At 44.6% G+C, this 26,460-nt stretch carries 27 protein-coding genes, 1 pseudogene and 1 riboswitch; of the genes and pseudogenes, 14 read left to right on the top strand and 14 right to left on the bottom strand.

The window, feature by feature from the left end; genetic code table 11:
- Nucleotides 1-63: 63 nt before the first annotated feature.
- Nucleotides 64-214: riboswitch (cyclic di-AMP (ydaO/yuaA leader) on the bottom strand.
- A 137-nt stretch (nucleotides 215-351) separates the two neighbouring features.
- The gene (locus tag AS29_RS21360; protein WP_156505928.1) at nucleotides 352-486 is read left to right on the top strand and encodes a hypothetical protein; all 135 of its coding nucleotides are present in this window, start codon (nucleotides 352-354) and stop codon (nucleotides 484-486) included.
- A gap of 43 nt (nucleotides 487-529) precedes the next feature.
- Here AS29_RS21360 and AS29_RS10480 read toward each other — a convergent pair whose 3' ends face one another.
- Entirely contained in the window at nucleotides 530-1,354 is an 825-nt protein-coding gene (locus tag AS29_RS10480; RefSeq protein ID WP_035410651.1) for an immunoglobulin-like domain-containing protein, read from the bottom strand.
- 188 nt (nucleotides 1,355-1,542) lie between these two features.
- Between AS29_RS10480 and AS29_RS10475 the strand changes: the two genes are divergently transcribed.
- The 4 genes and pseudogenes from AS29_RS10475 to AS29_RS10460 all read left to right on the top strand — a co-directional run bounded on the left by AS29_RS10475 (nucleotide 1,543) and on the right by AS29_RS10460 (nucleotide 4,834).
- On the top strand, nucleotides 1,543-2,328 hold the full coding sequence (locus AS29_RS10475; protein WP_035410648.1) for a carotenoid biosynthesis protein: 786 nt from the start codon (nucleotides 1,543-1,545) through the stop codon (nucleotides 2,326-2,328).
- Nucleotides 2,297-2,953: a lysophospholipid acyltransferase family protein gene (locus AS29_RS10470; protein WP_035410646.1), complete on the top strand. Its 657-nt coding sequence runs from the start codon at nucleotides 2,297-2,299 to the stop codon at nucleotides 2,951-2,953. The genes AS29_RS10475 and AS29_RS10470 overlap by 32 nt, the downstream gene beginning before the upstream one ends.
- A gap of 15 nt (nucleotides 2,954-2,968) precedes the next feature.
- Complete coding sequence (locus tag AS29_RS10465; protein ID WP_035410644.1) at nucleotides 2,969-4,453, top strand: phytoene desaturase family protein; 1,485 nt, start codon at nucleotides 2,969-2,971, stop codon at nucleotides 4,451-4,453.
- 1 nt (nucleotide 4,454) lies between these two features.
- A pseudogene (locus AS29_RS10460) lies at nucleotides 4,455-4,834 on the top strand (YybH family protein).
- Nucleotides 4,835-5,113: 279 nt separating this feature from the next.
- Here the strand turns inward: AS29_RS10460 and AS29_RS10455 are convergent.
- The 6 genes from AS29_RS10455 to asnB form a co-directional block, all read right to left on the bottom strand.
- Nucleotides 5,114-6,268 carry an MFS transporter gene (locus tag AS29_RS10455; protein ID WP_035410641.1) on the bottom strand — a complete coding sequence of 385 codons (1,155 nt, stop codon included), beginning with the start codon at nucleotides 6,266-6,268 and terminating at the stop codon, nucleotides 5,114-5,116.
- A 259-nt stretch (nucleotides 6,269-6,527) separates the two neighbouring features.
- Nucleotides 6,528-6,698: a hypothetical protein gene (locus AS29_RS10450; RefSeq protein ID WP_156505927.1), complete on the bottom strand. Its 171-nt coding sequence runs from the start codon at nucleotides 6,696-6,698 to the stop codon at nucleotides 6,528-6,530.
- 253 nt (nucleotides 6,699-6,951) lie between these two features.
- Entirely contained in the window at nucleotides 6,952-7,785 is an 834-nt protein-coding gene (locus AS29_RS10440; protein WP_035413771.1) for a phytoene/squalene synthase family protein, read from the bottom strand.
- A complete protein-coding gene (locus AS29_RS10435; protein WP_035413769.1) occupies nucleotides 7,751-9,244 on the bottom strand; it encodes a phytoene desaturase family protein in 1,494 nt (497 codons plus the stop codon). The genes AS29_RS10440 and AS29_RS10435 overlap by 35 nt, the downstream gene beginning before the upstream one ends.
- On the bottom strand, nucleotides 9,241-10,767 hold the full coding sequence (locus AS29_RS10430) for a phytoene desaturase family protein (RefSeq protein WP_035413768.1): 1,527 nt from the start codon (nucleotides 10,765-10,767) through the stop codon (nucleotides 9,241-9,243). Before AS29_RS10430 ends, AS29_RS10435 begins: the two co-directional genes overlap by 4 nt.
- Before the next feature lie 227 nt (nucleotides 10,768-10,994).
- On the bottom strand, nucleotides 10,995-12,836 hold the full coding sequence (gene asnB / locus AS29_RS10425; RefSeq protein ID WP_035413767.1) for an asparagine synthase (glutamine-hydrolyzing): 1,842 nt from the start codon (nucleotides 12,834-12,836) through the stop codon (nucleotides 10,995-10,997).
- A gap of 294 nt (nucleotides 12,837-13,130) precedes the next feature.
- Here asnB and AS29_RS10420 point away from each other — a divergent pair, with 294 nt between their 5' ends.
- Nucleotides 13,131-13,691, top strand: coding sequence for a DUF2777 family protein (locus AS29_RS10420; RefSeq protein ID WP_035413764.1), 561 nt, complete (start codon nucleotides 13,131-13,133; stop codon nucleotides 13,689-13,691).
- A 53-nt stretch (nucleotides 13,692-13,744) separates the two neighbouring features.
- Here the strand turns inward: AS29_RS10420 and AS29_RS10415 are convergent, their stop codons facing one another.
- On the bottom strand, nucleotides 13,745-14,101 hold the full coding sequence (locus tag AS29_RS10415; RefSeq protein WP_197491599.1) for a YisL family protein: 357 nt from the start codon (nucleotides 14,099-14,101) through the stop codon (nucleotides 13,745-13,747).
- Between the two features lie 323 nt (nucleotides 14,102-14,424).
- Here AS29_RS10415 and AS29_RS10410 point away from each other — a divergent pair, with 323 nt between their 5' ends.
- Nucleotides 14,425-15,618 carry an ornithine--oxo-acid transaminase gene (locus AS29_RS10410; protein WP_035413762.1) on the top strand — a complete coding sequence of 398 codons (1,194 nt, stop codon included), beginning with the start codon at nucleotides 14,425-14,427 and terminating at the stop codon, nucleotides 15,616-15,618.
- Between the two features lie 186 nt (nucleotides 15,619-15,804).
- On the opposite strand, the gene AS29_RS10405 is transcribed toward AS29_RS10410, so the two are convergent.
- Nucleotides 15,805-16,707 carry a fumarylacetoacetate hydrolase family protein gene (locus AS29_RS10405; protein ID WP_035413761.1) on the bottom strand — a complete coding sequence of 301 codons (903 nt, stop codon included), beginning with the start codon at nucleotides 16,705-16,707 and terminating at the stop codon, nucleotides 15,805-15,807.
- A gap of 197 nt (nucleotides 16,708-16,904) precedes the next feature.
- Entirely contained in the window at nucleotides 16,905-17,729 is an 825-nt protein-coding gene (locus AS29_RS10400) for an SPL family radical SAM protein (protein ID WP_035413759.1), read from the bottom strand.
- A 120-nt stretch (nucleotides 17,730-17,849) separates the two neighbouring features.
- Between AS29_RS10400 and AS29_RS10395 the strand changes: the two genes are divergently transcribed.
- Nucleotides 17,850-18,125 carry an aspartyl-phosphate phosphatase Spo0E family protein gene (locus AS29_RS10395; RefSeq protein WP_035413757.1) on the top strand — a complete coding sequence of 92 codons (276 nt, stop codon included), beginning with the start codon at nucleotides 17,850-17,852 and terminating at the stop codon, nucleotides 18,123-18,125.
- 36 nt (nucleotides 18,126-18,161) lie between these two features.
- On the opposite strand, the gene AS29_RS10390 is transcribed toward AS29_RS10395, so the two are convergent.
- Complete coding sequence (locus AS29_RS10390) at nucleotides 18,162-19,307, bottom strand: DUF418 domain-containing protein (RefSeq protein ID WP_035413783.1); 1,146 nt, start codon at nucleotides 19,305-19,307, stop codon at nucleotides 18,162-18,164.
- A gap of 134 nt (nucleotides 19,308-19,441) precedes the next feature.
- Between AS29_RS10390 and AS29_RS10385 the strand changes: the two genes are divergently transcribed.
- The 6 genes from AS29_RS10385 (at nucleotide 19,442) to AS29_RS10360 (ending at nucleotide 21,434) form a co-directional block, all read left to right on the top strand.
- The gene (locus AS29_RS10385) at nucleotides 19,442-19,663 is read left to right on the top strand and encodes a spore germination protein (protein ID WP_035413755.1); all 222 of its coding nucleotides are present in this window, start codon (nucleotides 19,442-19,444) and stop codon (nucleotides 19,661-19,663) included.
- An 11-nt stretch (nucleotides 19,664-19,674) separates the two neighbouring features.
- On the top strand, nucleotides 19,675-19,902 hold the full coding sequence (locus AS29_RS10380) for a spore germination protein GerPB (RefSeq protein ID WP_035413753.1): 228 nt from the start codon (nucleotides 19,675-19,677) through the stop codon (nucleotides 19,900-19,902).
- Nucleotides 19,903-19,976: 74 nt separating this feature from the next.
- Nucleotides 19,977-20,591: a spore germination protein GerPC gene (gerPC, locus tag AS29_RS10375; protein WP_035413751.1), complete on the top strand. Its 615-nt coding sequence runs from the start codon at nucleotides 19,977-19,979 to the stop codon at nucleotides 20,589-20,591.
- On the top strand, nucleotides 20,588-20,764 hold the full coding sequence (locus AS29_RS10370) for a hypothetical protein (RefSeq protein ID WP_035413749.1): 177 nt from the start codon (nucleotides 20,588-20,590) through the stop codon (nucleotides 20,762-20,764). Before gerPC ends, AS29_RS10370 begins: the two co-directional genes overlap by 4 nt.
- Nucleotides 20,765-20,766: 2 nt before the next feature.
- Nucleotides 20,767-21,174 carry a spore germination protein GerPE gene (locus tag AS29_RS10365; RefSeq protein WP_035413747.1) on the top strand — a complete coding sequence of 136 codons (408 nt, stop codon included), beginning with the start codon at nucleotides 20,767-20,769 and terminating at the stop codon, nucleotides 21,172-21,174.
- 41 nt (nucleotides 21,175-21,215) lie between these two features.
- The gene (locus AS29_RS10360; RefSeq protein ID WP_035413745.1) at nucleotides 21,216-21,434 is read left to right on the top strand and encodes a spore germination protein; all 219 of its coding nucleotides are present in this window, start codon (nucleotides 21,216-21,218) and stop codon (nucleotides 21,432-21,434) included.
- A 146-nt stretch (nucleotides 21,435-21,580) separates the two neighbouring features.
- On the opposite strand, the gene AS29_RS10355 is transcribed toward AS29_RS10360, so the two are convergent.
- From AS29_RS10355 to AS29_RS10345, 3 genes are read right to left on the bottom strand one after another with little or no spacing between them, the layout of a single operon-like run.
- The gene (locus AS29_RS10355; RefSeq protein ID WP_035413743.1) at nucleotides 21,581-21,883 is read right to left on the bottom strand and encodes an HNH endonuclease; all 303 of its coding nucleotides are present in this window, start codon (nucleotides 21,881-21,883) and stop codon (nucleotides 21,581-21,583) included.
- 15 nt (nucleotides 21,884-21,898) lie between these two features.
- Entirely contained in the window at nucleotides 21,899-25,264 is a 3,366-nt protein-coding gene (locus AS29_RS10350) for an AAA family ATPase (protein WP_035413741.1), read from the bottom strand.
- Nucleotides 25,261-26,442, bottom strand: coding sequence for an exonuclease SbcCD subunit D (locus AS29_RS10345; protein WP_035413739.1), 1,182 nt, complete (start codon nucleotides 26,440-26,442; stop codon nucleotides 25,261-25,263). Before AS29_RS10345 ends, AS29_RS10350 begins: the two co-directional genes overlap by 4 nt.
- Between the last annotated feature and the right edge of the window lie 18 nt (nucleotides 26,443-26,460).

Below are 26,460 nucleotides of genomic sequence, written 5' to 3'. Positions count from 1 at the left end.
AATGCCTGCAAGTCATCATTAACAGACTTGCAGACATGTAAATTCCTGTCTCACAAGCTCCACCTTCCTTCTCATATAACGCTGACGAGGTTAGCTGCCGGATTCGGGCCATTGAGTAGCCCTACCTGTTAAGGATTCACCCCAAGGATTCATTATGTAAAAAATCCATTTGTAACGGGTCCCCCGTATCACACGATTTAAGCGATTTAGAAACATGAAACCGTTGATTATCATACTCCCCTCAATAGGAAATGTAAATAAAAATTTTCCCTTTATTTTCGAATGGCTAAATAGAGATAAAAACATTCCGAATCGGAAACAATAAATCATAAAAAGAGTGGAGGAAAGACCATGTTTAAAGAAAAGAAACCTTTATTAACTGATGAATTCTTAGACGCTGTAGAAAAGGAGATCTCGGATCTATACGGAGTTCAATCAATTGAGGAGAATGAGATGCCATCAGAGGGCGCACTGGCTGATCAATAAAAAAGAGCATCAGGAGAAGATGCTCTTTTTACAAATACCGTGACTATTTTATTTCAAATTCCGCTGCCAGATCAGCCTTCATGTTTAACTCGTTTTGAACGTCCTTAACCACTCTGTATTTTCCGGCAGGCAGCTCCGATGTATTCAGCGTTAATGTTTGGGATTCTCCAGGAAGTATGTTAACTCCTACACTATTAAATGCCATATCCAGATTGACCAGTTTCCATTTCCAACCCGTCCATTTTTCGTAATGATACGATACTCCTGTTAATAATTCCTGCGGACCGTAATTTTCCAGTGTTAATTGAAGGCTGTCCGATTTCGTTATCTGTTTTTTATTAAAGGATACCTTTGCATTGATTTCCGCTGTTGGGACGTAAATGAGCTCAACGGCTGTATCCTCTACCTGTCCTTTATCCCCGAGAATTTCAATACTGAGCACATACAAAGCATTTTCTTTGTCAGGCAGTACAGCAGAGAAGTTTTCCATTTTTGCTGTTTTTTCCGCAATCAATTTAAGTTTTTTGTAATTCCGATCTCTTTCCGTCAGCTGATACCGGATGGTTTTCTCTGCAGAAGACACTTTTAGCACAGCATGTACAGGGGATTTCGCCGACATATAGTACCCCGAGGTGTCAAAGTGGAAACCTCCCCTTCTTTTAAAATACTTTCCTGTATGCGGACCGTATTCTGTTTTTTTGTGAATATTGCCTGGCCAAACAAAATATTCATGTTCCTTACCAGGAGCTCCGATTTGAGAAGGCAGCTGATCCTCAGCAGAAGCTGATCCTTGAGCTTCCTTAGTTGAACAACCGGACAGTGCCAATAATGCAAACATGAAAAAGGCCATGACTTTTTTTAGCTTCATGAATTCTCTCCCTTATTTAGTAGTCGAATTCCTTCCAATGAAAGCAGAAACAGGAGTAAGGAAAAAGCGTTACATTATCAAATTAGTCGACTTCGGATGGTAAAAGTTTCAAAATTAGCCATTCAACCGCTCATTTCTTGTGCTGTCTGCCTCCCTTTGCCTATAATGACGATAAAGAGGTGAAGAATTTGAAGGCGGATCATTGGCTTTATGTTTTTTTTCTTATTTGGTACGGCTGCGGTGTTATTTTGCTTGGGTTTGACATTCTGCCTGTTTGGCTGGAATGGGCCAACGTTGTGTTTCTCATAGTAGCCGGAATTCTTGGAGGAGTATATTTTCTTCATACATACGGCACGAAAATGGGGATTGGCTTATCATTGACGGTCATCCTTCTTTCTATTTTCGCTGAGCATCTGGGTGTAGAATACGGAATCCTTTTCGGTGACTACTATTATACAAAGGATTTCGGTCCTCAAATTCTGGGCGTTCCCGTTGCGATCGGCTTTGCATGGCTCATGGTGATTGGCGGTTCACATGCTATTTTAAAAGCCCTTTTCCCCCATGCTCCCATAATCGTTTTCAGTGCGATTGGCGGGCTGCTGGCAGTAATGATTGACTTAATCATCGACCCGGTCGCAGCTGAAGTAAAGGAATACTGGGTTTGGACAGCGGAAAGTTTTTATTACAACATCCCGTTTTCAAATTTTTCAGGATGGTTCATTACGGCGTTTGTTCTCCATTTGATTATTGGGCTGGCGGGAAAAGAGCGCTACACACCCGTTCCGCTATGGCAAAATCGGATTACGGCTGTGTACTTTTTAGTTCTATTAATGTTCGCACTGCTGGCGGCCCTTCATTCTCTCTGGCTCGCTGTCGGCTTCTCCATGGTTCCTGCTGTGCTCGTACTGGCAAGCTATATTTTCTCAGCAAAGAGGGGTTCACATGATCGAAGCCAGCAAAAGCAAGTGGTTTGATTTCGGATTTTCCCAATATACAAAAAGGCTGTTCAAACATCACTTTAAAGGAATCTATGTACATACTGAAGAAAACCTGCCCGTGAATGCACTGTGGTGTGCAAATCACAGCACCTGGTGGGATGGTCTTGTCCTTCATTATATAAACAGGACGGTGCTTAGACAGGATTTCAATATCATGATGCATGAGAAGGGTCTTAAGGATTTCCCCTACTTCCGCAGGCTCGGGGCGTTTTCTGTGAACCGTGAAAACCCGAGAGATATTATTCAATCGGTTAAATATGGAGGGTCGCTCCTTAAAGAAGGAAAGAGTGTCGCCATTTTCCCACAGGGAGACGAAAGACATCTTGAACAGCGCCCTTTAGAATTTCTATCAGGAATCATAGCCATGGCTGAGATCAGTCCGGAAACACCGATTCTGCCGATTGCCCTTTACTATTCATTTGGATCCGAAAAGAAACAGGAGCTATATATTGGCATCGGCGAGCCAATTTCCTATTTAGATTTGAGCGGCAGCCGGAAAGAAAAAACAAGAATACTTGAAGATCTGTTTACCGCTGGGCTTGACGAGCTGAAAAGGAAAGTCATTTCACGTGATACAAACGATTTTCTAAACGTTCTTTGAAGGAGAAGGAAAGCGATGAAAAAAGCCGTAGTGATCGGAGCGGGCCTTGGCGGTCTTTCTGCAGCCATTACCCTTGCCAGTGAAGGCTGGGACGTTACCGTTGCCGAAAAAAACAGTCATCCGGGCGGAAAAATGATGCCGGTGAAACTCGGATCCTTCCACTTTGATTTTGGTCCGAATACAATTACAATGCCTCAGGTTTTTGAAGAGGTTTTTCATAAGGCCGGCAAAAAAATGCAAGATTACTTGAAAATGGTGAAGCTGCAAAAACATACGGTAAATTGTTTTCCGGATGGGACCGTCTTTTTCCTCAGCAGTGACAAAGCGGCTATGAAGCAGCAGCTCCGGAATCTGGATCCAAAGGGATACAGGAATTACGACCGGTTCATTTCTGAGATTACAAGATTATACGGACTGTCAGAAAAACACTTTTTCCCCAGAATGTTTAAAAGTGTGCTGGATTACACCTCACCAAGCCTCAGCTATGCATTCATGCGCGTCCGCCCTCTTGAAACGATGGACCATTTTTTCAGAAGATACTTTGGCAATGAACAGGTCATTCAGGCATTTAACAGGTATGCGACCTATATCGGTTCATCGCCCTATCAATCTCCGGCAACGTTTGCGATGATTGCTTATCTGGAGCTCGTGCAGGGAGTATTTTATATTAAAGGCGGAAATACAAAGATTGCAGAAGCTTTTTATGAATTGGCCAAGGAAATGGGTGTCCAATTCATGATGAATACAAAGGTTCAGGAGCTGCAGATTTCGAATAAACGCATTAATACGGTACTGCTTGAAAACGGCCAGGAGCTGACAGCTGATGAGGTTATCTTGAATGCGGATCTGCTTAAGTCCTTTCCTGAGCTGGTGGCCGAATCGGAAAGGCCTCATTTTACCGATAAAAAACGAAATGGATATTCGCCTTCCATTTCAGCGTTTGTAATCCTTGCTGGAATAGAAGGAAAAATAGACAAACTCGCTCATCACAGCGTCTTTTTTTCAAAAAACTACCGGAAAGAATTTGATGAGCTTTTCAAAAATCAGAACTACAGTGAGGATCCAACTATCTATATAAGCAATTCCTCCTTCTCAGATCCATCACAGGCTGCTGCTGGAAGCAATCTATTTATCCTTGTAAACGCTCCTCCGCTCAACCAGGATGGCAGGCTGCAGATTTCACCTCAGGATTATAAGTCTCTGATTTATGAAAAATTGGAGCAGGCCGGCGTTTCACTTTCCGGCAAAATAATGGAGGAACAGCTTTTCACACCTCTCGATATTCAGGACCGGTTCGGCGCCTACCGCGGTGCTTTATACGGCATTTCCGCCAATAAGAAGTGGGATGCCTTTATGAGGCCGGGAAACTTCCCTGCTGATATTCAAAACCTTTCGTTTGCAGGAGGAAGTACTCATCCGGGAGGCGGTTCACCGATGGTAACGATAAGCGGTATGAACGTGGCTGAAGAGATTGCAAAGAGAGAATCCAAGAGGCGGTAATGTGGAACATGAATTAAAAGATGTCATCAAAAGATGTGATGCTGCTATTAAACAGGAAGACTTTGATACGTTGATGAATGATTATACGGAGGATGCCATTCTTGTAGTGAAGCCCGGTAAAATTGCACAGGATAAAAAAGAGATTAAAAAAGCCTTTATTGAGATTGCAACAATAGTATCTTGCCCACACAGGGGGAGATGATTATTCTGGAAGCGGGAGGCACGGCCTTAGTCCTCTCCCAAACCCTGCTTGACGCCGATAAAGAGGACTCAGAATTTTCCATGGAGCGAAAGGCAACCTATGTCTTTAAGAAAAATTCAAATGCTGACTGGCTTTGTGCCATTGATCATTCATATGGTACAGATCTACTCTCTAATTAGAAATGAGCTTACATACATAACCCAAGAACACTCGAGGTATAAGTGCTCTTGGGTTATTTTTTGATTTTGGCTCTGTTGATTTGTAACACCTGCTGATTGGAGTGGAAGGCGTGAGACCCCGCATTCGCAAAGCGGCGCTTGAAGCTTTGCGCAGCCTGCCAAAGGATAATCTTACGCCTGACAACCAACATCCAAATTTTTAAAAACGCTGCAGAGAGGGAGGGAAAAAGTTTTAAAAGCAGACTTTTGCGAAAGGCTTAAAGCACCATGCAGCGAAAATCAGCTGGTTTCAGGTTCAACCTTAAAAATGAGCAGCAAAAGCAAAGTGACAGATAAAAACTGAAAAGCAATCCCAACACCATAGAACTCCGCTGCATAGCCAAACCCCAGTCCGATTGCTACGCTCAGGATATTGCACACAAATGCATCTATGGACGAAATGGTCACCCTGAACTCATCCGCTGCGCGGCTCTGAAGCATCCCGGATAGAATAGGGCTTGCCAATTCCAATATTGAAATTGCTGCCATAACAAACAGGACGGCACTCCAATGCTCTACAAATCCAAAAAGGAATACAGCGAGAGCCGCAGCAGCAAAAGCTGGTTTCAATCCAAATCCCCGTTTTTCATAGGCATTAGCCAGCAGATTAGCCGCTGCACTTGAGCCGGTAATAGCAAAACTGATGTACCCGAAATAAATAACCGAAATGCCGATCTCCGGATAGACAAGCATGCTCATTTCATAAAGCTCACTGTGCAGTACAGTGCCAGAAATACCACTGACAAACAGAATCACCAGCAGGTGCCTGTTTTTTAACGTATAGGCGATCCCGGCTGTAAGTTGAATCCAAATATCTTTGCGGATTGGTTTTTCATCTGCCCTCTCATTTTTGGGTTCATCCAAAGTGAGCGCATAATAGATACAAAGCGGAAAGCTGATCAGAGACAGCCAGTAGGTTATTTCATACGATGTATAATAAGCTAAGTATCCTCCAGCTATTCCCGAAAACCCAAGAACAGCGTTTCCTGTAAATTGATAGCGGCCGTTCCACTTCACATACTCCTCTACCCTGCCATGTTCCTTCAATGACATGTAAAGAATAGACTCCATGACCCCTGACTTTAGAGAACCGCCAATTGCAGCTGCTAAGTAAGCTAAGCTGAACCCGAATAGATCATATGCAAAAATAGAAGCCACAAACTCGAAATAGCAGATAAAAAGACCGGCTGCGAGCACATACTTCTTTTTCCAAATATCAGCTAAAGCTCCGCACGGTATTTCCAGCAATGCACTGATTACCGCGTAAAATACAATCAGGTTTTGCATGTCCAGAACGGATAATCCCCGCGACTCGGCAAAAAGCCGCTCAATTACATAGGCAAAAACCAGTCCCTCGCAAATCGAAATTGCGAGCAGTCTCCCCGTATTTTTCATGATCTGCCCTCCTTTTTTCCTTTTTAGCTAGGAGGGTTAGGGAGGACCGCGCGAATAAGGTCAAAATCAGCAGCTGGATTTATTGCGGATCATTTATGCAGCCCCCTTTATTCTTCTTAAATTTTCATATTCTGTCTTTCGATTGATTATTCCTTTGTTTTAATAACCGTTTAGTTCGTCAGTAGCGGTTAGCAGAACAAAAACATTAAAAATGAATTCCAAGCGGCAAATAGAATCCTAGCAGAAACATACAGATTACCTAAAGCGGTATATATGTCTCTATTTCTTTCCAGTCTGCCGCCATCTTTTTCCGGCCGGTAACCTTCTCTTTCCGGCCGATATCCACACGGTTCCAGCCGTTCCGCCCTCTTTTCCAGCCAAACTTCTTTTTCCACTCCCTATATTCTCCGCACAAAAAAACCCGTACCAATCCGGTACAGGTCCTTCTTCACTATTTTTATAAGGCTGAACTGCAATGAATTCATTATTTTTCTGGTGAACAAGAATGATTTTGCCGAAAGCTTTAACTTCCCATGGTTATGTAAATAATACACAGCAAAAAAAAGAAGCACGGCAATCACCCGGCTTGCTATGTGATAGTGGGTCATGAATGATCCCTCCTATGCCCGGTTTAATGCCTTTCATTTTAGCACAGAAAAGGAAGCGTCTCCTGTACGCTTCCTTTACATTTGTGACAATATAGAGATTTTCTCATCCTGTGTAACGTAGTTGCGCTCTCCGAACACCCTGTAGTTATTGCTGCGCACCTTGTTCAGGATCGCTTTATAGAAGAAAGCAGCTGCTTTAACCGGTGTTCTGGAATGAAGAGGATACTCATCAATTGTGTCCATTGCTTCCTCATAATAGGCTTCCGCTTCAAACGCAAGATACTCCCATACAGATATGAAGGATTCATTAATGACACCGGACTCCAATTCAGCTTTCGTATAGCCAAACTGGTCCAGCACTTCCTTCGGGAGATAAATGCGGTCACGATCCAGGTCTTCTCCGATATCCCTTAGTATATTTGTCAGCTGCATCGCGATCCCAAGAGCGATCGCACCATTCCGAAGCGTGCTCTTTTTTCTTGGTGCAAGAATCGGCAAAATCATGAGACCGACTGTACTCGCTACATGGTAGGAATATTGAAATACTTCCTCTAATGTTTCATATCGTGTCTTCGTTAAATCCATCCGCTGTCCTTTGATCATGTCCCAGAATGCTTCTTCGTCCATATCAAAACGGCTGAACGTATCTTCGAGAGCGAGCCATATGTAGTGGCTGCGGTCATGGTCGCCATTTAAAAAGCGTTTAAAATCTTCTTCAAAGGCAAGAAGTTCTTTTTCGGGCTCCGCTCCCTCGTCAACAATGTCATCCACTGTCCGGCAAAAGGCATAAACGGCCCAGACCGCTTTTTTCTTTTCTGCCGGGAGAAGAGAAAATGCTTTATGAAAGGATTTGGAATGAATCTTTATAAGTTCTTCACATTGTGCGTATGCTGCTTTCAGCTTTTCCACTTAGGCTCACCCCTTTATGTTTGTTTGCATCCTCCATTAAGACGGAGACCATCATTTTTGCTCCCTGCATGACAAGCGGAATGCCTCCCCCAGGATGAATGGAAGCGCCTGCTGCATACACATTTTCCAATTTGGAAGGCTTAACCTGGGGCCGGAATACGCCAGACTGGAAAAGGGATGGAGCAAGTCCGAAGCTGCCTCCCTCGAACAATCCTTCTCTTTTCGCGTCATTCGGAGACTTAATTTTCTTCCAGACTATATGGTTTCTTAAACCCGGAAACCCTCTTTCCTCAAGCTTCTGGATAATGGTATCCGTAAATTCGGTTTGCTGCTCCCAGTCAATATGGCCCCCCGATGGAACAGGAATCAAAGCGTAAAGAACACTTTTACCTTCAGGAGCAAGGGTTGGATCGATGACGGAAGGATGGAACGCATAGATCGACGGATCAGACGGTACTTCTTTTGAAACGAAAATCTGGCGCATATGCTCCTGAAAATTCGCTCCCATGAAAAACTGATGGACATTTGCTTCGGTATATACTTTGTCCAATCCCATGTACAGCAGCAAACATCCCGAAGACGGGACATAGTCTTTTTTTGGAGTATGAGGCTCCAGCATATGGGATACAGAAGGAAAATCCCCATTCATGATCAAGTAATCTGCTTCATGGAATTCTCCATTTACGTACAGGCCTTCAGCTCGTACACCATTTGACTTGACGGATTGCACAAGAGCATTTTTCTGTATGACTGCACCTGTTCGGATAAGGGCCTCTTCAAGCACCTCAACAAGCCGTGCATATCCGCCTTTCATATAATACACACCATGTTTGTGCTCACTATAGGAAACGAGCGAATAAATCGCTGGTGTATCATATGGATTCCCTCCAATATACAGCGTTTGAAGGGAGTAGGCTTGTCTTAGCCGTTCATCCGAATAATACGCCTTCAAAGACTGGTGAACATTCCGGTACGCTTTCAATTTCATAAGGGTCCGAACGTTGTTCTGAGTCCAAAAGGAGCGGCGGTCCACAAACGTTTTTTCAAGAAATTGATCCTGGCCAAGGCGGAATCGGGTATCCATGTCCTGCATGAACCGTCTGAAGCCCTCTTCTTCTCCTGGAAAATTCGTCTTTAATTCTGTCATCTGTTTTTCGAAATCTGAAAATTTTGAGTAGGTGCTTCCGTCAGCAAAATGGAGTTTATAAAGAGGATCGAGCGAAACAAGCTCATACTCCTGATCGGAAATGCCTGCTTCCCGGAGGATGCTTTGAAGCATTTCAGGCAATAGAACGATGGTTGGTCCCTCATCCACCTTGTACTCTCCTTCTTTCACGTAGGCGAGTCTGCCTCCCAGCCTGTCACTCTTTTCAAATATCGTAACATTAAACCCGTTCTTTTTCATCAATAATGCTGATATTAAGCCGCCAATGCCGCCGCCTGCTATTGCTGCCTTCATAGCGCTTTCCCCATTCTTTTCCCGGATTTGTAGGTAACTGTTTTTCCCCCATGCTTTTCATGAATCATATTGGCGGTTATTCTTGCAGATTCCAGAATGGTCGGAAGACCGCTTCCCGGATGAGTCCCGCCTCCTACCAGCCAAGCGTGATCGAGCTCTTCAAATTCATTGTGAGGTCTCAAGACCATCATTTGAGTCAAATTATGAGCCAGATTAAAAGTTGCACCCTTATACACGAAAATTTCGTTCTCCCAATCTTTTGGAGTAAGAATCCTTTCCTCTTCAATATGCATCTCCAGATCTTTAAATTCCGTACGCTCATGCAGGGTTTTCAGCATGAGATCCCGAAATGCCCCCTTCTCTTTATCCCAGTCGATGGCGCTCATGTTGCTTGGAACCGGGGCCAGGATATAAAGAGCAGATTTGCCTTCAGGAGCAAGGGTCGGGTCTGTAACGCTCGCGTTCTGGACGTAGATGGAAAGGTCCTCCGGCAGCGAATAGCTTTTTGTTATTTCTTCTACATATTTCTTGTAGTCTTCCGAAAAAAGAATCGTATGATGCGGAAGATCGAATTTTTTATCTACTCCAAGATAGATCATAAAAGTAGAACACGAGAACTTTTTCCTATCCAGCTTTTCTCTCGCATATTTTTTCAGAGATCCTTCTTCCACTAAATTTGTAACTGCGTGCCCGAAATCCCCGTTAATCACCACTTCATCTGCCGGAACTTCTTCACCCGATTGGAGCTTTACTCCTTTTACTTTGCGGCCGTCCAGTATGAGCTTGTCAACTCCCTGGCCGAGATGGATTGTCCCCCCAAGCTCTTCAAAAGCTTTAGCCATTGCTTTCGGAAGCTGATTCACCCCGCCGATTGGATGATAAACCCCATACGCATGCTCCATATAAGAAAGAATCGAGAATGCACCAGGGCATTCCCACGGAGACATGCCTAAATACTTGGACTGAAAGGTAAAGGCAAGCTTCACCCTCTCATCGTGAAAGTATTTGGAGAGTACATCATACAGACTTTTGGTCAGCGTCAATTTCGGAATCGCTCTCAGAACTCTCCAGCTCAAGTAATGGCGGAAGCGGTCCATCCGGTTTTGTAAAATAGGTGTGAGCCGTTCCATCTTTTTTTCCGTATCCTTGATAAAGGCCATGTAGCCTTTTCCGTCTCCAGGAGCGAACGCTTCTATTCTGCGCTTCATTTCCTCCGGATCCCGTGTCATATGGAGGCTCTTGTCATCAAATATCAGTTCATACATATCATCAATCTCTTTAAGATCAAGATAATCATATAAATTCTTTCCGGACTCTTCGAAGATTTCTTCTGCGAGGTGTACCATACTCAAAAAGGTTGGCCCCAAGTCAAAAGTGAACCCATTCATTTCAAAAGAAGAATTGCGTCCTCCAATATATTTCTGCTTCTCGTAAACATGAACGTCATAGCCTTTTCCCGCCAGCTGAAGAGCGGCAGCCATTCCGCCTGGACCTGCTCCGATTACGATGATTTTCCTAGCCATTATGGGTCGTCCCCCTGAATTGTACATTAGTTATACAAATATTATACGAATTACACAAGGAAAACACAACGAATATCCATCCAGTACCATGATTCCCTTGCACAATTGAGTGCATTCAGGTAAATGTACCTTTAAAGATTATAGATATGGAATAATTTTCATTAGAAAACTGGTTTTGAAACAAAAAAACGCCATGCTGAGAAACCGGCAAGGCGTTTCAATCGAATCTATACGTTAATTTTCACTCTGTACCGCTCTGCCCATACATGAATCTGCCCAAGGTGTGCAAGAAGCTGGGGACCGCTCATCAGCTGGCCGAACCACGGTGTGCCAAAGTCGCTCCCGTTTGTTTCAATCAGCCTGTCGAGCTTCTCCCTTTGGAATAATTCGTGCAGGATTGAATCCTTATGCTTCAAGCTGTCTTCAAGCAGGTTGCGGACTGCTTTTGTATAAGCAGGGTGGTATGTTTTTGGATACGGGCTTTTCTTTCGGTACAGAACCTCTTCCGGCAGCACACCCTCCAGTGCTTTTCTTAATATTCCCTTTTCCCGGTCTCCGTGCATTTTCATTTCCCATGGAATATTCCACACATATTCCACGAGCCTGTGATCAGCGAACGGTACCCTCACCTCAAGGCTTGCTCCCATGCTCATCCGGTCCTTGCGATCAAGCAGAGTGGTCATAAACCATAGCATATTTAAGTAAAATAACTCGCGCCTTTTCGCGTCCGTTTCACTCTCTCCTTCAAGTGCAGGTGTTTCAGCAACGGTCTCATCAAATCTTGCTTTCACGTACTCAGCAAGATTGAGCTTGTTTTTCCATTTATCATTGAGCAAATCCGTTCTTGCCGCAGTGGATCTCATCCATGGAAACACGTCGGATTCTCCTGGCCGGTGAAACCATGGATATCCTCCAAAAATTTCATCTGCACATTCTCCAGAGAGTCCCACTGTAAAATCATGCTTAATTTCCCTGCAAAACCAGAGAAGGGATGAATCAATATCCGCCATTCCAGGCAAATCCCTTACCTCCACGGCTTCTGTTAAAAAATGCGCCAGTGTTTCCTGGCTAATCACACTGCGATGGTGCTCCGTATGAAACGTATCGGTCATTTTTTGAATCCATGGACCATCTGAATTTGGCTGAAAATCATTGGCTTTAAAAAATTTCTCATTTTCCTCGTAATCGATAGAAAATGTATGAAGCTGGCCTTTTCCTTCTTTCTTATAGGATTCCGCTGCAATGGCCGTAATCGCACTTGAATCGAGTCCTCCCGACAAAAACGTGCATAGCGGAACATCGGATACAAGCTGGCGGGTAACAGCGTCAGTCAGAAGGAATCTTACTTTTTCTACGGTTTCCTCAAAAGAATCAGTATGCGGCTTGCTTTTCACGTTCCAGTAGCGCCAGGTTTTCAATCCATCCCGGCTGTAAACAAGTGCATGGGCAGGTCTTAGTTCTTTAATTCCTTCATAAACCCCATGCCCGGGCGTCCTCGATGGACCAAGTCCCATTATTTCCGAGAGCCCCTCCCTATTAATAGAAGCTTTCACATCAGGGTGGGCAAGAATCGCTTTCAATTCAGATCCGAATTGAAGCGCACCGTCTTCATACCTGTAAAAAAGCGGTTTAACCCCCATCCGGTCCCTGGCAAGGAAAAGACGGTTTTTCGATGTATCCCAAATACCGAAGGCAAAAATCCCATTTAAATGCTCTAAACAGTCTTCCTCCCATTCCATGTAGGAAGCAAGCAAAACCTCTGTATCAGAGTGGCCTCTGAATGTATAGCCTTTGCTGAGCAAAACCTTGCGGATATCTTCTGTATTATATAGCTCACCGTTGTAGCAAATGGTGTACTCTTTTCCGTTCCTCTCCTTGCTCATCGGCTGGACACCGCTCGCGGGATCCACTACCGTCAGCCGTTTATGGCCAAACCAAATATTTGGCTGCCACCATAAATTCGTGTCATCCGGCCCTCTTTTCGAGAGAGTTTCCGTCATGGACGATACAACGCTTCGTTCCCCTGCAAGACTATTTTTCTGATCAGCCCAACCTGTGATTCCGCACATATCCGTCATCTCCTCCAAACATTTTCACTGTTTTCTTCTGCGATGTACCTATCCTATTCACAGTGTATGAATGATTGAATTGTCCTGATGAAGAACTTGTTGCATAAAGATAGCCGAATAAGGGTAAAACGGTTAATACATAGGGAACTTTCTGCACTGGGATTTTCACGATCCTTGCTATTGGGTAATGGAACCAATCATCCTATTACGGGCGGTTTATTCTCTTAAAGTCTAGTGATGAACTTTTACTGCCTGTTCGTGCGGGATTGATATTACGCTCTTGGAGGGAACGAAGTGGCTTCTTCATTAAGAAAAAAATTGCTCCATACACAGGAACGGTCCTGTATGACCGGGAACATCTGCTCCTTTGAAGGAGAATGGCTGTTTTTCGAGGAAGACGCAGATGAAGGCAAACTGGTTGATACAATGGATTTAAGTGAAATGCAAGTATTCAACGATGGAAAATGGACACATGCAATCTGGCTTTCAGAGGGAAAAATTAAAATTGAATCTAAAGAACTGTTTTTAACTGACAGCCACATGATTCGAATTCGACGCAGACTGCCATTTGCTTTTGAACAATTACTCCGTTCACTGGACGATGATTCATTCATTCGGTTTACAGGTGAACTGAATCAGCTCGGATACTCTATATATGATTGCATCTACTGTTATAATCACCTGCTGTTTACGAATAAGAAATTAAAAACCGCCTGCACCTCTTTTTATCAATTCGATAACGAAGACAGCATATGCGGCGTCCAGCATCATTGCCTGCCCACAGACCAAATTTTGGACAGGTTCGAATTTACAACCAGTCATGGAAAGCGTTCTATCTTAATGCTTAAAAAGTAAAAAGTCTGCCCCTGGATTTTGCAGGAGCAGACTTTTTGTTTTGAATTCGGCTTCTACATATGAAGAACACCAAGAGGCAAACGCCACCCGAGCAGCAGGACAAGTACAAGCGCAATGATCAATTGAATCCAAAATCCGCGTACATTCTTGCCCTTTTTTAAACGCACAAGGATCATTTCCATTGAAGCAATAAGCCATAGTCCGGAAAGCCCTTTAATAATGTATTCCGCATTCAGCACCGATACACTTAAAAGGACCGTCACCCCGGAAATAATAATCAGAATATAGAACACTCTTAAAATCATATGAACGATTTTAAATGGCTTTGCGCTGCCGGAATTATGTAAGTAGTAAGCCGCAAAAAATAAAACAAGTCCAAGTATCCAAGATGTGATATGCAAATGAATCATTCTAATCTCCCCCTGTTTTGTCAAAATTCTACACTTTTCATTTTACCATGAATCTTCCTGGCAAAGCAGTAATTGATCATCCCATCCTTTCTTTATAATAATCCACCGGTGCTAAATGGATAAATATTCGCTGCAAGCACCGCAAATCTGCAAAAACTGCTGGATCACACTTATAATTATTCAATTGTGCTGAATGGCTTTAGATGCTGGAAAATTGCCTCTATTGTCATCTGGCTACTACTGAGATATTGTATAGATAGATAGGAATTTTCTAATTATTGAAAGCGGTATAACTTCTATTCTTACAAAACGGAGGGAAACTCATGACAACTAAAACTTCACATGTAATTGAACAAACCGAAAAATTTGGAGCCAACAACTACCATCCGCTTCCAATCGTCATATCAAAAGCAGAAGGTGTTTGGGTAGAGGATCCTGAAGGCAATAAATATATGGACATGCTAAGTGCTTATTCTGCTGTTAACCAGGGGCACCGCCATCCGAAAATCATTCAGGCGCTTAAGGATCAGGCTGACCGCATTACTCTTACATCCCGCGCCTTCCATAATGATCAGCTGGGACCCTGGTATGAGAAAGTAGCTCAGCTTACTGGAAAAGATATGGTTCTGCCAATGAATACAGGAGCGGAAGCGGTCGAAACAGCTGTTAAAACAGCACGCCGCTGGGCATATGATGTAAAAGGCGTCGTTACAGATCAAGCTGAGATCATCGTTTGCGAAGATAATTTCCACGGCCGGACAATGGCTGCAGTTTCCATGTCCTCAAGCGAGGAATACAAGCGCGGGTTCGGACCGATGCTTCCGGGAATCAAGGTTATTCCTTACGGCGATTTGGATGCTCTTGAAGCAGCCATCACTCCGAATACGGCGGCCTTTATTATTGAGCCGATTCAAGGCGAAGCTGGAATCAATATTCCGGAAGAGGGCTTCCTTACGAAAGCGCTGCAGATCTGCAAAGAAAGCAACGTTTTGTTTGTGGCAGATGAAATTCAGTGCGGCCTTGGCCGTTCAGGAAAAATGTTCACGTGTAATTGGGAACAAATCGAGCCGGATATGTATATTCTCGGAAAAGCATTAGGCGGAGGGGTTTTCCCGATTTCATGTGTTGCCGCGAATAAGGACATTCTTGGTGTATTCAATCCAGGTTCCCACGGCTCTACGTTTGGAGGCAATCCGCTTGCATGCGCAGTCTCCATCGCAGCTCTTGACGTATTGATCGACGAAAAGCTTGCTGACCGGTCTCTTGAACTAGGAAACTATTTCCAGGATAAATTACGAGAGATTAAAAACCCGCTTATTAAAGAAGTACGCGGCATGGGACTTTTCATCGGCGTTGAACTACATGAAGAAGCGCGTCCTTATTGCGAAAAACTGAAGGAGGAAGGACTCCTTTGCAAAGAAACTCATGACACTGTCATCCGCTTTGCCCCTCCTCTTACCATTTCTAAAGAGGATTTGGACTGGGCAATCGAGAAGGTATTCAACGTTCTTTCCTAACAGGCGAAGCTCTCCTGAACCGGAGGGCTTTATCTAGTAAATGGCTATGTTAAAGTATGGTGTTGATTTTTAACACCTGCTGATTGGAGTGGAAAGCGAACGCCTGCTAACTGCAATCAGCAGCAACATTTACCAGAGCTTATTAAAAACTCCCTCTATGGCTAATGCCTAGAGGGAGTTTTTCAATTAATTCACACCATTCTGCAGCGTCCCGATGCCGCTGATGGAAATTTCAATCATGTCGCCTGACTTTAAAAATTTTGGAGGATTGAATCCTTTTCCAACTCCGCTCGGAGTTCCGGTTGCAATGATATCTCCAGGTTCAAGTGTCGTTCCCTGGGATATGGTTGAGATAATTGATGCGATTGAAAAAATCATATCTCCTGTATGTCCGGTTTGGCGGACTTCTCCGTTAACGCGTGTTTCAATCCGCAGATCATGAGGATCAGGTATAGCTGACTTATGTACAGCGAACGGTCCAAAAGGGCAGGATGTATCCAGACTTTTCCCAAGCAGGAATTGCTTATGGTTGGCCTGCAAATCCCTTGCCGTAATATCATTTATAATGGAGTAGCCAAATACATAATTGAGTGCGTCTTCAACCGGAATCTGTTTCCCTTTTTTTCCGATAATGACAGCGAGTTCCCCTTCATAATCAAGTTCCCGGGTGAGATGGATGTGCGGATCAATTAAATCTCCGTGTCCGATTACAGAAGTTGGCGCTTTAGAGAAGAGCATCACAAATTTCGGTATATCGGCTTCACTTCCCATCTCTACCGCATGGTCTCTGTAATTTTTCCCAACACAGAAGACATTTTTCCGCGGCCGCGGTATTGGAGGAAGCAAGTCTACATCAGACAGAGAATAAACAAGCTCCTGATGATCGTCAGACTTCTGAAGTCTTTGCTCCAAATGCTGAACCTGACTGATGAATTTGTCCCCTTCTTTCATACAATCTTCCAGGTTTGCCGGAATGGTTTCCATTTCAAAAAATTTCTTTTCCGCTCTTTGAAGATCAAAGATTTGGTTTTCTTCCTGGATGAGCCCGATAAACGTTCTGCCATTCAGTCTGGCTGCTGCAAATTTCATTATAAAAACCCCCATTGCCATTCTTACTTCTCAAAATCCACTATCCCGCGAACACAAATTTTGGTCAGCTGTTAGCTGTTTCAGCAGACATACTATTCATTCTTTATGACCATTTCGACATTCCATGCCCCGAATCCTTCCTGCTTCCTAATAGTCGTCTTTTATCAAGAAGGGGAGAACATTATTTCAGCCAAGCTTCAACGGAATGGCGCGAATCCATTCTGGCTGATCCGCACATTCTTTTTTTCAAAAACCCTCTCAAACCTCGTGCGCTCCATTTCAATCCGTTCTGGATCGAACCAATCCCCTTCTTCCAACTGAATAAGAATATCATGGGCACCAAGAGAGGCTGAACGTCTACCGCCTGCACCATCACCCTGAAAAAAATCGTCAAGTGTCACAATGTCTGTCACTTGTTTTAGCTTTTCAGGAAAATGATCAGTGAAGGGAAGCATCGGAGCAACAGCAGCCTGAGTTGGTATTCCTGCGCTGGATAACTGTTTCAATGCCTTTAGTCTCGCTGCCAGCGGCGGAGAAGAGGGGGCAAACGCTTTACGTACCTCATCACGGTCTGTTTCGATAGTCATGCTTACCAGTATGCGGGTTTTAAGTTCCTGAAACATGTCAATGTCCCTTGTGACAAGCGGACTTCTTGTCTGAACAAATAAAAAATCCGGTTTCTCTTCAGCCATTGCAGAAAGCAGCGTTCTCGTTACTTCCTCTTTTGCTTCCTCCCCCTGATACGGGTCTGTACTGGATGACATAAAAATTCGGACCGGCCCCATGCTTTTGGCTCTTTTCAGTTCCCTGACAAAACTCTCCCTTCCTGCCTTTTTAACATCCACCCACGTGCCCCATTCTTCTTTTCTGAATAAGGAAACCGGCAGTCTTCTAACATAGCAATAAGAACAGCCAAACGCACACCCCGTATAAGGGTTTAACGAGTAATCATAGTCTTTTAAAAATCCCCCGGTCTTCGTTAAAAACGACTTAGGAGTCTTTGACGAAAGCTTCACTTTCAAGTCCCCCTTGTAAATTCTTGTAACATTTTATGTTTTTTTATCGAAACTGACCCCTTATTCATTTTCCATTGTATAATAGGCTTATCCATTTTTTAGGACAAGCTGTTTGGTCATGCATAAATGTTTCTGCAACCGATTTCCCGGCTTTTAAAAGGACGGCTTGCCAGCAGCTACATAATAAACGGAAAAGTACCTTTGAAAGTTGGAGACGAAATGGCCTTTAATGAAATTGAATCCAAAAGAAAAACGTTAATTGACCTTGCTCAAAAGTATGGGCTAAATTCCGATGTGACGCTCAAATGCAGTCAAGAGCTCGATCATCTTCTTTTGCAGGAAATCAAACAGCGGCACTCGAACCTTCAGCACGGCGGACACCGTAAATCTCAAGCCCGCTGAAATATTTTCTCCGGAGGATGGCAGCGTATTTCCTGTTTATGATCTCCGATACACAAACCATCTCCACCATCTTTCTGCCGGTCCCTGCTCAAATCGCTTAAACCAATAATAGCTTGCAGCCAATAAAATGATATAAACGCCGGTACCTGTTAAAATTGCCTGGAAAGAAGTCATGGTTCCATATAATCCAAACCCGTATGAGTAAAAAAGCATGGTGAGGATCAGCGACTGCAGGAGGTAGTTTGACATGGAAGCCCTTCCTGCGTAAGCAAAAGGTTTGTAAACCTTTTTGAATCCCAGCTTTTGAACTGCAGCCAAAATAGCTGTTATGTAAAACATTGTGAGCAAAGGCCCGCCAATCGATTGATGAAGATAACTCCATAGCCCTGACTGCGGATCAAGAACAGGCATCGTTTTTATAAGTATTCCGGATGGACCTGTTATGAGGGCAATGACTAACCACTTCTTTATGGTTTCCTCAGATGGGCTCCGTTCAAACCATCCTCGTTTCATAGCATAGGCACCTAGCAGAAACATCGGCAATATAGAAAGAACAATGAATGGGGCCATAATCGGATTATTTACGTAGAACCAGTCCTCTGCTCTCTGACCCATGATCTCTGAAAAACTTCCACTCTGGTAGACTGCTGTTATTCTCTCAGTGTTATCATCTGCATTAGGGACAGCCCCATCACCGGCAAGCAAAAGACTAAAAAGGATGTTCGGAATGAAGATAAGCGACAAGCTCCAAACAGCGAGCGCTTTAGCTGACTTTTCAATAAACAGCATAAACAAAAAGCCGATCAAAGCATAACTGATAAGAATATCCCCGTGCCAAATAAAGAATGCATGCAGGACCCCTATTATCAGCAGCCCCGTCATCCTCCTGGCAAAGAACCTTTCAGGAAAAAGCCCCTTCTCTCCGATTCGTTTATAAAACATCACTCCCCCTGCTCCAAAAAGAAATGTAAAAAGCGGGTAGAAGCTTGCCTGCGCGAATACAAAAACGAAAATTTCAACCAGCCTGTCCAGACCTCCGCCGCTCTGAACCAGTGAGGAGCGATAAAGCTGCGGTCCTGAAAAATCAAAAATGTTAACCATTAATATACCTAAAAGTGAAAATCCTCTCAGAACATCCAGCGAGTGAATCCGCTCGCTCTTTGATATGGAGGCTGCTTTCATGTCCGCCAATTTAGGTCCCTCCTCCGCGTTTATCACAAGATTCCGCTCCTGTCATATGATGAATTAAATTCGTTCTTCAAGAAATTCTACATGTACGTCCGCAACCCTTCAAGAAAATGAAAAGGATGTTAGCCATGCCAGCAATTGTCGGTGTATTTAAAGTCAACAGTCTCGGAACGAGCAGTGTGCTTCATATCGGAGACGTATTTACAATTGCTCCTGTCAGCAGTGTTAAAACCTTTTCCGGAGCTGGTTCGTTTAATACAGGCGATGGGATGACCATCTTCAATCAGAACAGTGTGACCAATACGTTTGACCAGGATATCGTTGATCAGCCAATTGCCGGAAATGCATAGGGGTGGACATAATGAATTTTTATATTAATCAAACCATTTGTATCAACTATCTCCGCGTGGGTGCGGTCAATAACTCCTCCGTCCTTCAAATCGGCAGTGCCGGATATATAAAATCGCTTTCCAATTTATACAATACAGGCGGATTTTTTGAAGCGGCACCTCCCGCCACTCGCCGGGCTGAATTATCTCAGGCTCTTTCACGCCCTGTTGTCCCGCTCGCACCTCCGCCATCCAGGTAAAATAGGCATTCACCCAATTTGTCATTCCGGCATAGGATGCAGTAACGATAGATCGGGATTGCGAGGTGTTTGTCTTGTACTACGGAAATGATGTCGGGACTTATTTGCAGCAGCTGTGCGCTTGCATTCAATCACAGCAGAACAAAATTCAGCAGCTTGAATCGATGATTCAGCAAATGTCCACCGACCTCCAGGCATTGAAGGATAAACCGTCCACTACCATCGAAAAGATCGAATATAAATTTGACCAGCTGAAAGTGGAAACATTGGAAGGAACATTGAATATCGGATTAAACCCAACAGATCCTGAACCGATTGAAAACTTCGAAGTTATTCAAAAAGGCCAGCAGGTAGGGAAGCTGGAACGTGAATATAATGGCGAAACCTATGGTCTGGCTCTTGACCAGCTGAATACGTACTTAAGCGAAGAGTGCATAAACATGCTCGAAGCCCAGGAGCAGCGCCACTCAAGAAAGCTGAATGATGAACAGAGAAAAATGGTCATCGAAGACATCCGCAAACAAATCGATACAAGGGTCCAGTATTATATGAAAACCGCTAATTTTCAGGAAGGCGATCCGGAATTTCAAGCTGATCAAATTACCCAAAGGGTTAAAGAGGAAATAGCACAATCCGTTGACCATTTTATTAAATATCTACCTGTGGAAGTGAAAGGAGAACAGCCATGAATTTTACGGTCGTAAACAAGGATATCAATGTCGTATTTTGCCGAGTCACAGCTGTGGCCACATCCTCCGTCTTTTTAATCGGGGATGTAAATAATGTGGGGGCATCTGCTATTTTTGATACCCCTCCTGAATCCTTAATCATAGGTCCATTCGTACCTTTGGCTCCGCAATAACGATGTATAACAGAAATTCTATTGTGGATGCAGCCTATGTGAACACTGTCGGTATTTCGTCTGTTTTTAATATCGGGGATTCCCGCGAAATTCTTCCAAAATGCAATGTATTTGCTGTGCAGCGTGAAGCAGAGGTTTTTTATGACAATGAAGGGGACTTCAGCCGGTACGATATTTTCCAGCTGCCCATGCCAAGACCAATCAAATCAGAGTTTGTCAATCCAGTCTACTTTCATGAAAAGCCATTTATCCGTACAAAGTTTGTAAAGATTCTTGCTATTTCCACTTCGGGCGTCTTTCACATTGGTTCTACGGATCTGATTGATGCAGAAGCACGTATTAAGCATACGAGACAGCTCTTCCGGCCAAAGGGAGAATTGGATCCCGAAGAACAATCCGGCGAAGACTGAATATACTGGTCATATGACTTAGATAATAAAGGGTGTTTGCCATGCCAGCCATCGTCGGCCCTATCAAGATCAATACCGTTTCCGGCGGAGTCGTGAACTTTGGTGATACGTTCTATTTGTCTCCTAAAAGTTCTTCCAAATCAGCTGCAGGCTCTGGCGGAGGAAACACGGGTGACTTCTGGATTTTAAATAACGGAATCAGTGCAACGAATATGATTGATCCTGATGTAGCCGATCAGAATATTGTTGCGAATAACTGAAAAAAAGAGCACCGGCTCCGGTGCTCTTTCTTTTCGCTGTATTTTAAATCTGAAAACTGGTTTATGTGATTTCAGCTGCCATTCGCTTAAGGATATCGGTCAATCACATTTATCAGATTTCCCCTATATCGGTCACATGCGACAAATTACCTCTTTTTCTTTCGCTCATTTGATTTTCTTGTCTGGATAAGCTTGGTGGATGGCTGCTTGCGGATCCATTTAATAAACTTGGAAAGCTTCTCATCCCTCTGAAGATTTTCAATTGTTGAAAGTCTGGCAGCCAGCTCTTCGTTTGTGTAGAGGGCATGAATCTGTTTATGGCATGGGATGCACAAATTGACGGTGGCTAAATAAGCACCCCCCATTTCTTTCGGAATGAGGTGGTGAACGGTAATCTCCACATCGTTTCTGCGGCAGAGCCCGCACCTGCCCAATTGTTTTTTCCCCACAACCAGTCACCCCGTTTACAAAGTTTCCAAAGCGACAGCCGTCCCTCTCCCCGTGGGATCAGCAGGTGTTACCACAAGTTTTTTTGAAAGCCTTGCCCGCAGCTCCGGAACATGGCTGATGACGCCGACAGACAGATTATTGGATTGCAGCTTTTCAAGGGCTGTTACAACCGTATCAAGCAGATCAGCATCGAGTGTCCCGAATCCTTCATCAAGGAAGAAAAATTGCAGCGGGTATTCTCCACGCAGCTGAATTTGAGTGGAAAGCGATAAAGCAAGCGCGAGCGAGGTTAGGAAGGTTTCTCCGCCGGAAAGGCTTGATACAGGCCTTCTGACTCCTCCGTTGGCATCGTCTCTCATAATAAAGCCGCCCTGTGAATCCACTTCAATAGCATATCGCTGCCGTGTAAGAAGGCCGAGACGTTCTGAAGCCGCTCTTGTTACATGGTGAAGCTGCTCCTCTGCAATGTACTCTACAAAGGAATTCCCCTTAAAAACAGCCTGTAGTTTTTCAAGATCAGCAATCTGGCCGGAAACTTCAAGACGCTGCTCTTCAAGCTTTTCAAAGCGATCATGCTTTTCCTTTAAAAGCTCCAGGGCTTTAGCTGCAGCACCTTTCAGTCCTTCCGCCTCGCTTACAAGCGCTTCGCATTCCGAGATAAGCTCATTCGTTTTCAGCCATGTTTCTTCATCCAGCTTCCGATCACGAAGCTGTTCGCTCAGTCGTTTTAAGTCTGCCTTGCATTGCTTCCAATTATCCCTGAATGCTTCCAGTCGGGAAGCAAAGCTTTCCTTTTCCTCCTGATTAAGCAGGTTTGAATGAACGTCTTCCATTGTACGAAGAGCCGTTTGTCCAATTTGTTTATGCCAGCTGTTCCTTGCATCCTCAACAGACTTTGCGGCATCAATCAGACCTTTCCCTGCTGCTGCCAATTCCTTTTCCGCTTCCTTTAGTTGTTTGTCTTTTTTCTCATATTGAGAGCGAAGCTGTTTCTCGCGTTCTGTTAATTGGGATAGCTGATTTTCAATCCCTGCAAGCTGAGCTGGAATGGTGCCATTTTGACTTTCTTTTTCAAGCACACGCTCTTTTTCATCCAGTCTTTCCTGGGAGGCTTGTTTTTTCTCAGCTGTCTGAATCTGAAGTTTATCGATTTCTGCCAGCTTTTCCTGTGCGGTCTGCCTGAGCTTCTCCTGTTCTTCTATATACTCAACGCTTTTATTTACCCTCGTCTGAAGTCCTTCAAATTGCGTATCCTTCTCTAGCATCTCCTTTAGTCGATCCGGAACTTCTTCCTGCTTCATATTTGGATAAGAAGCAGCCCACTGCTTTTCAAATGCCTGGTCTTTTTCCTTAAGCAGCTGAAGCTTAGCCAATGCTTCTTTAAGATCCAGCTTGCATCTTTCCATAAGCTGGGCGGATTGCTGCTCCTCGTTCTTCAGCTGCTGAAGCATTTTCACACTTGCAGATGCCTTGTCTCTGATGTGCAGCAGATCCTGTTTTAAACCCTTTAAGTCAGTGAGGAAGTCCGCTTCTGTCTGTTCAAGGGCAGCCGCACTTTCTGAATGGACGCTTTCGTCTGCAATCCAGCTGAATTCACCGATAAGGTAGGCTGAGAGCTCTTCCATTTTGACTCTTAAGAGCTCTGTTTCTTGCAGCAGCATTCGATTATCTTCCAGTTCTTTTTCCAATTGTTCAAGCTGCAGCCGGCTTCCTTCCTCCTGCTCGCCATGAACAGGCATAGGATGGCTTGTTGATCCGCAGACAGGACAAGCCTCTCCTTCCTGAAGGGAAGCGGATAACTGTCGGGCAATCGAGTGCACCCGTTCCTGTTCCAGCTTCACTTTAGCAGCTGCTGTCTTTTCCTTGCCAAAAGCAATGATGCGTTCCAGCCTATTTTTCAGTTCACTCGTCCGTTCGAATGTGCGAAGAAGTCCGCTGTAAACCGACATGAGCTTTTCACTTTCTAACTCTCTTTTGCCTGTCCGGTCTTTCATATCCTTTTCTGCACTCTGCTGCTGAAGAAGCAGCTGTGAATGAAGCTGTTCCGCTTCCTTCTTTTGGTCTTCCGCATGCTTCCATTCCTTCTGCAAATCGGAAGCAGCCTGTATGTTCTGCCTGTAAGCCGAAGAAACCGAAAGTTTTCCGAGCTCGAGTTTTAGCTGCTGCTGCTTAAGCTTTGCTTTCTCCAGCTGCTGCCCTGCGTGATCAAACTCCTGCTTCGCCGCTTGACGGGCTTGCTCCAAACGCTCGAGTTCTATTGTCAGCTTTCCGGTTTCGTTTTTGCGCAGATCGCGCTCTTTTTCTACTTCAAGAAGCTGGGTCAGACGCTCTTTTTTAACCGCCAGAACAGGCTCATTTATTTCTTTTTGCTTCCTTGCTTCTTCAAATGCCTGTTTTGCTTCCGCCGCTTTTTCCTTTTCTTTCTCCCATTGGGCGGACCATTTCTTTTCTTCTTCTACTAGCAGAGCATGTCTTTTTTCAGATGATTCGAGATGATCAGCATACGGCTTCAGCCTCTCAGCCTGATCGGCAATTTTCAAGCGATGCTCAATGTTTTCCATCTCTTCTGCCTGTCGCTCAAGCTTCACTTCTTTTTCCTTCAGCTGCTTCTCTTCCTGCTGAAGCTCCCATACTTTTTTCTGTTCCTCGTATGTGTCTCTTACCGTTCTCCGTTCAGCTACCCGTTTCTCCAGCAGAAGTGAGCTTGACTGCCATTCGGTTTCCGCGGCTAGTAAAGCAGCTTTTGAAGCGTCACCGAGGCCTGCCTGCTCTGCTTCTGTTTCACCTAGGCGGTATTTTGCTTTGAAAAGCCTGCCGCGAAGCTTCTTTAAAAGTTCATCTCCATATTGTTCGAGATGAAATAGCCTTTGCAGCATTTGTCTGCGTTCAGAGCCTTTTAATGATAAAAACTCAGCGAATTTGCCCTGTGGCAGAACTACAGCCCTTGTAAAATCGTCAATGGTCAGTCCAAGCAATTCGTGAACCTTCTCATTCACTTCACTTGCTTTATCAGCTAAAACAACCGGTTCCGCCTGCAAATCCACCAGCCTGGAAATGGAGCCTTTCACACGGTGCTCATCCGTTCTTTTATAGGTTCTTTCCACCTTATACCGTTTGACAGATGTTCCATTTTGAAGCTCGAACGTATAAGAAACAGAGAGCTGGTCCTCTGCATGATTCAGGATGCCGTGGGTATTGTTTGCAGCACGTTCCACTTTTCCATACAGGGCGAGGGTGATTGCATCCAGGATTGAGGATTTTCCGCTTCCGGTTGGACCGAAAATGCCGAACACCCCGCCATCGCATAAACCTTCAAAATCAATGGTCTGCTTCTCTCTGAAACTATGAAGACCGGATATAGTGAGCTCGATTGGTTTCATGCGCCTTCTCCCTCCTCCGTGTCTTCTTCACTGACGAGTTCCCTGAACAGCCGGATCAGCTTCTCATCCGGCTTGGCTCCCCCTGTTTGCCTTTCGTAAAACCTGGCAAAAAGCTCGTCAATCGGAACGGTCGATCTGGACTCAGGCTGAAGGACTGCACCATCTGACTGGAATACCGGACGGATATGCACGATCCCGGGATGCCATTTTCTAAGCTTCTGAATATCTTCAATGGAAAGAGCATCTGTAAGATGAATTTCAAGGTCTACCCATGCGTTCGCATCCTTGCCCTGCTCAAGCCAGTCATGTACCTGGGCCATTCCGCTCACCGCTTTCCACTGCACTAGAGGCTTGCCGCTGGAAAGAAAGATCTCCTCCACGTGCGCTGCTCCCCCCGGCACTGCATCAATGATTGTCACTGATTTAGCATAGCCCGCCTCAGAAAAGCTGTATGCAAGCGGAGAGCCGGAATAGCGAGCCTGAGTTAAAGCTCTTTTAATCGTCTGCGGACGATGAAGATGGCCGAGCGCCACATACTGAGCGGCAGCTGGGAGGCTGTCTGCTGCGACTGTATAGGCTCCCCCTACTTCAATCGGCCGCTCGGAATCCGAGGTGCTGCCTCCCGCTACGTGAAGATGGCTCATCGCCACATTTACCGTATTGGATCCGAAGCCGCGGCACATGCTTTCAAAAAGACTTTTAATTTTTGTATCATAATGGTTTCTCATCAGGAGTTCATCAAAGTTCTCAGATAAAACCTGTTCCAGCCGTGACTCAGATGGATAGGCAAGCGCGGCAATATTCATTGTCTGGCCTGCAAGCGGAACATCCACCTTCAGCATGTGATCATCCGGGTAGCCGATTAAATGGATGCCATGGTCCCCGGCAAGAGGGGAAGCTGCTGCGAGTCTTTCAGGGTTATCATGGTTCCCGGCAATCACAACAACCGGTCTTTTGCCCTTGTCGGAAAGCCTGCTTAAACTCTCATAAAATAATTTTTCTGCTGCGGATGGAGGATTGACGGTATCAAACACATCCCCCGCCATGATGACTGTGTCGATTTTCTCCTTTTCCACAATATCGGCAAGCTCGTCCAAAAAAGCGGCTTGTTCCGGGATGCGGCTGCGGCCTTCCAGAGTTTTCCCCAGATGCCAGTCTGCTGTGTGCAATATCCTCATCTTCCGTCCCCTTTCTGC

This window comes from Bacillus sp. SJS (assembly GCF_000732485.2).
In the GTDB taxonomy this organism is placed as follows: Bacteria; Bacillota; Bacilli; order Bacillales; family Bacillaceae; genus Metabacillus_B; species Metabacillus_B sediminis.
Note: the sequence above shows the minus strand (reverse complement) of the source record. Positions and strands in the feature narration are given on the sequence as shown.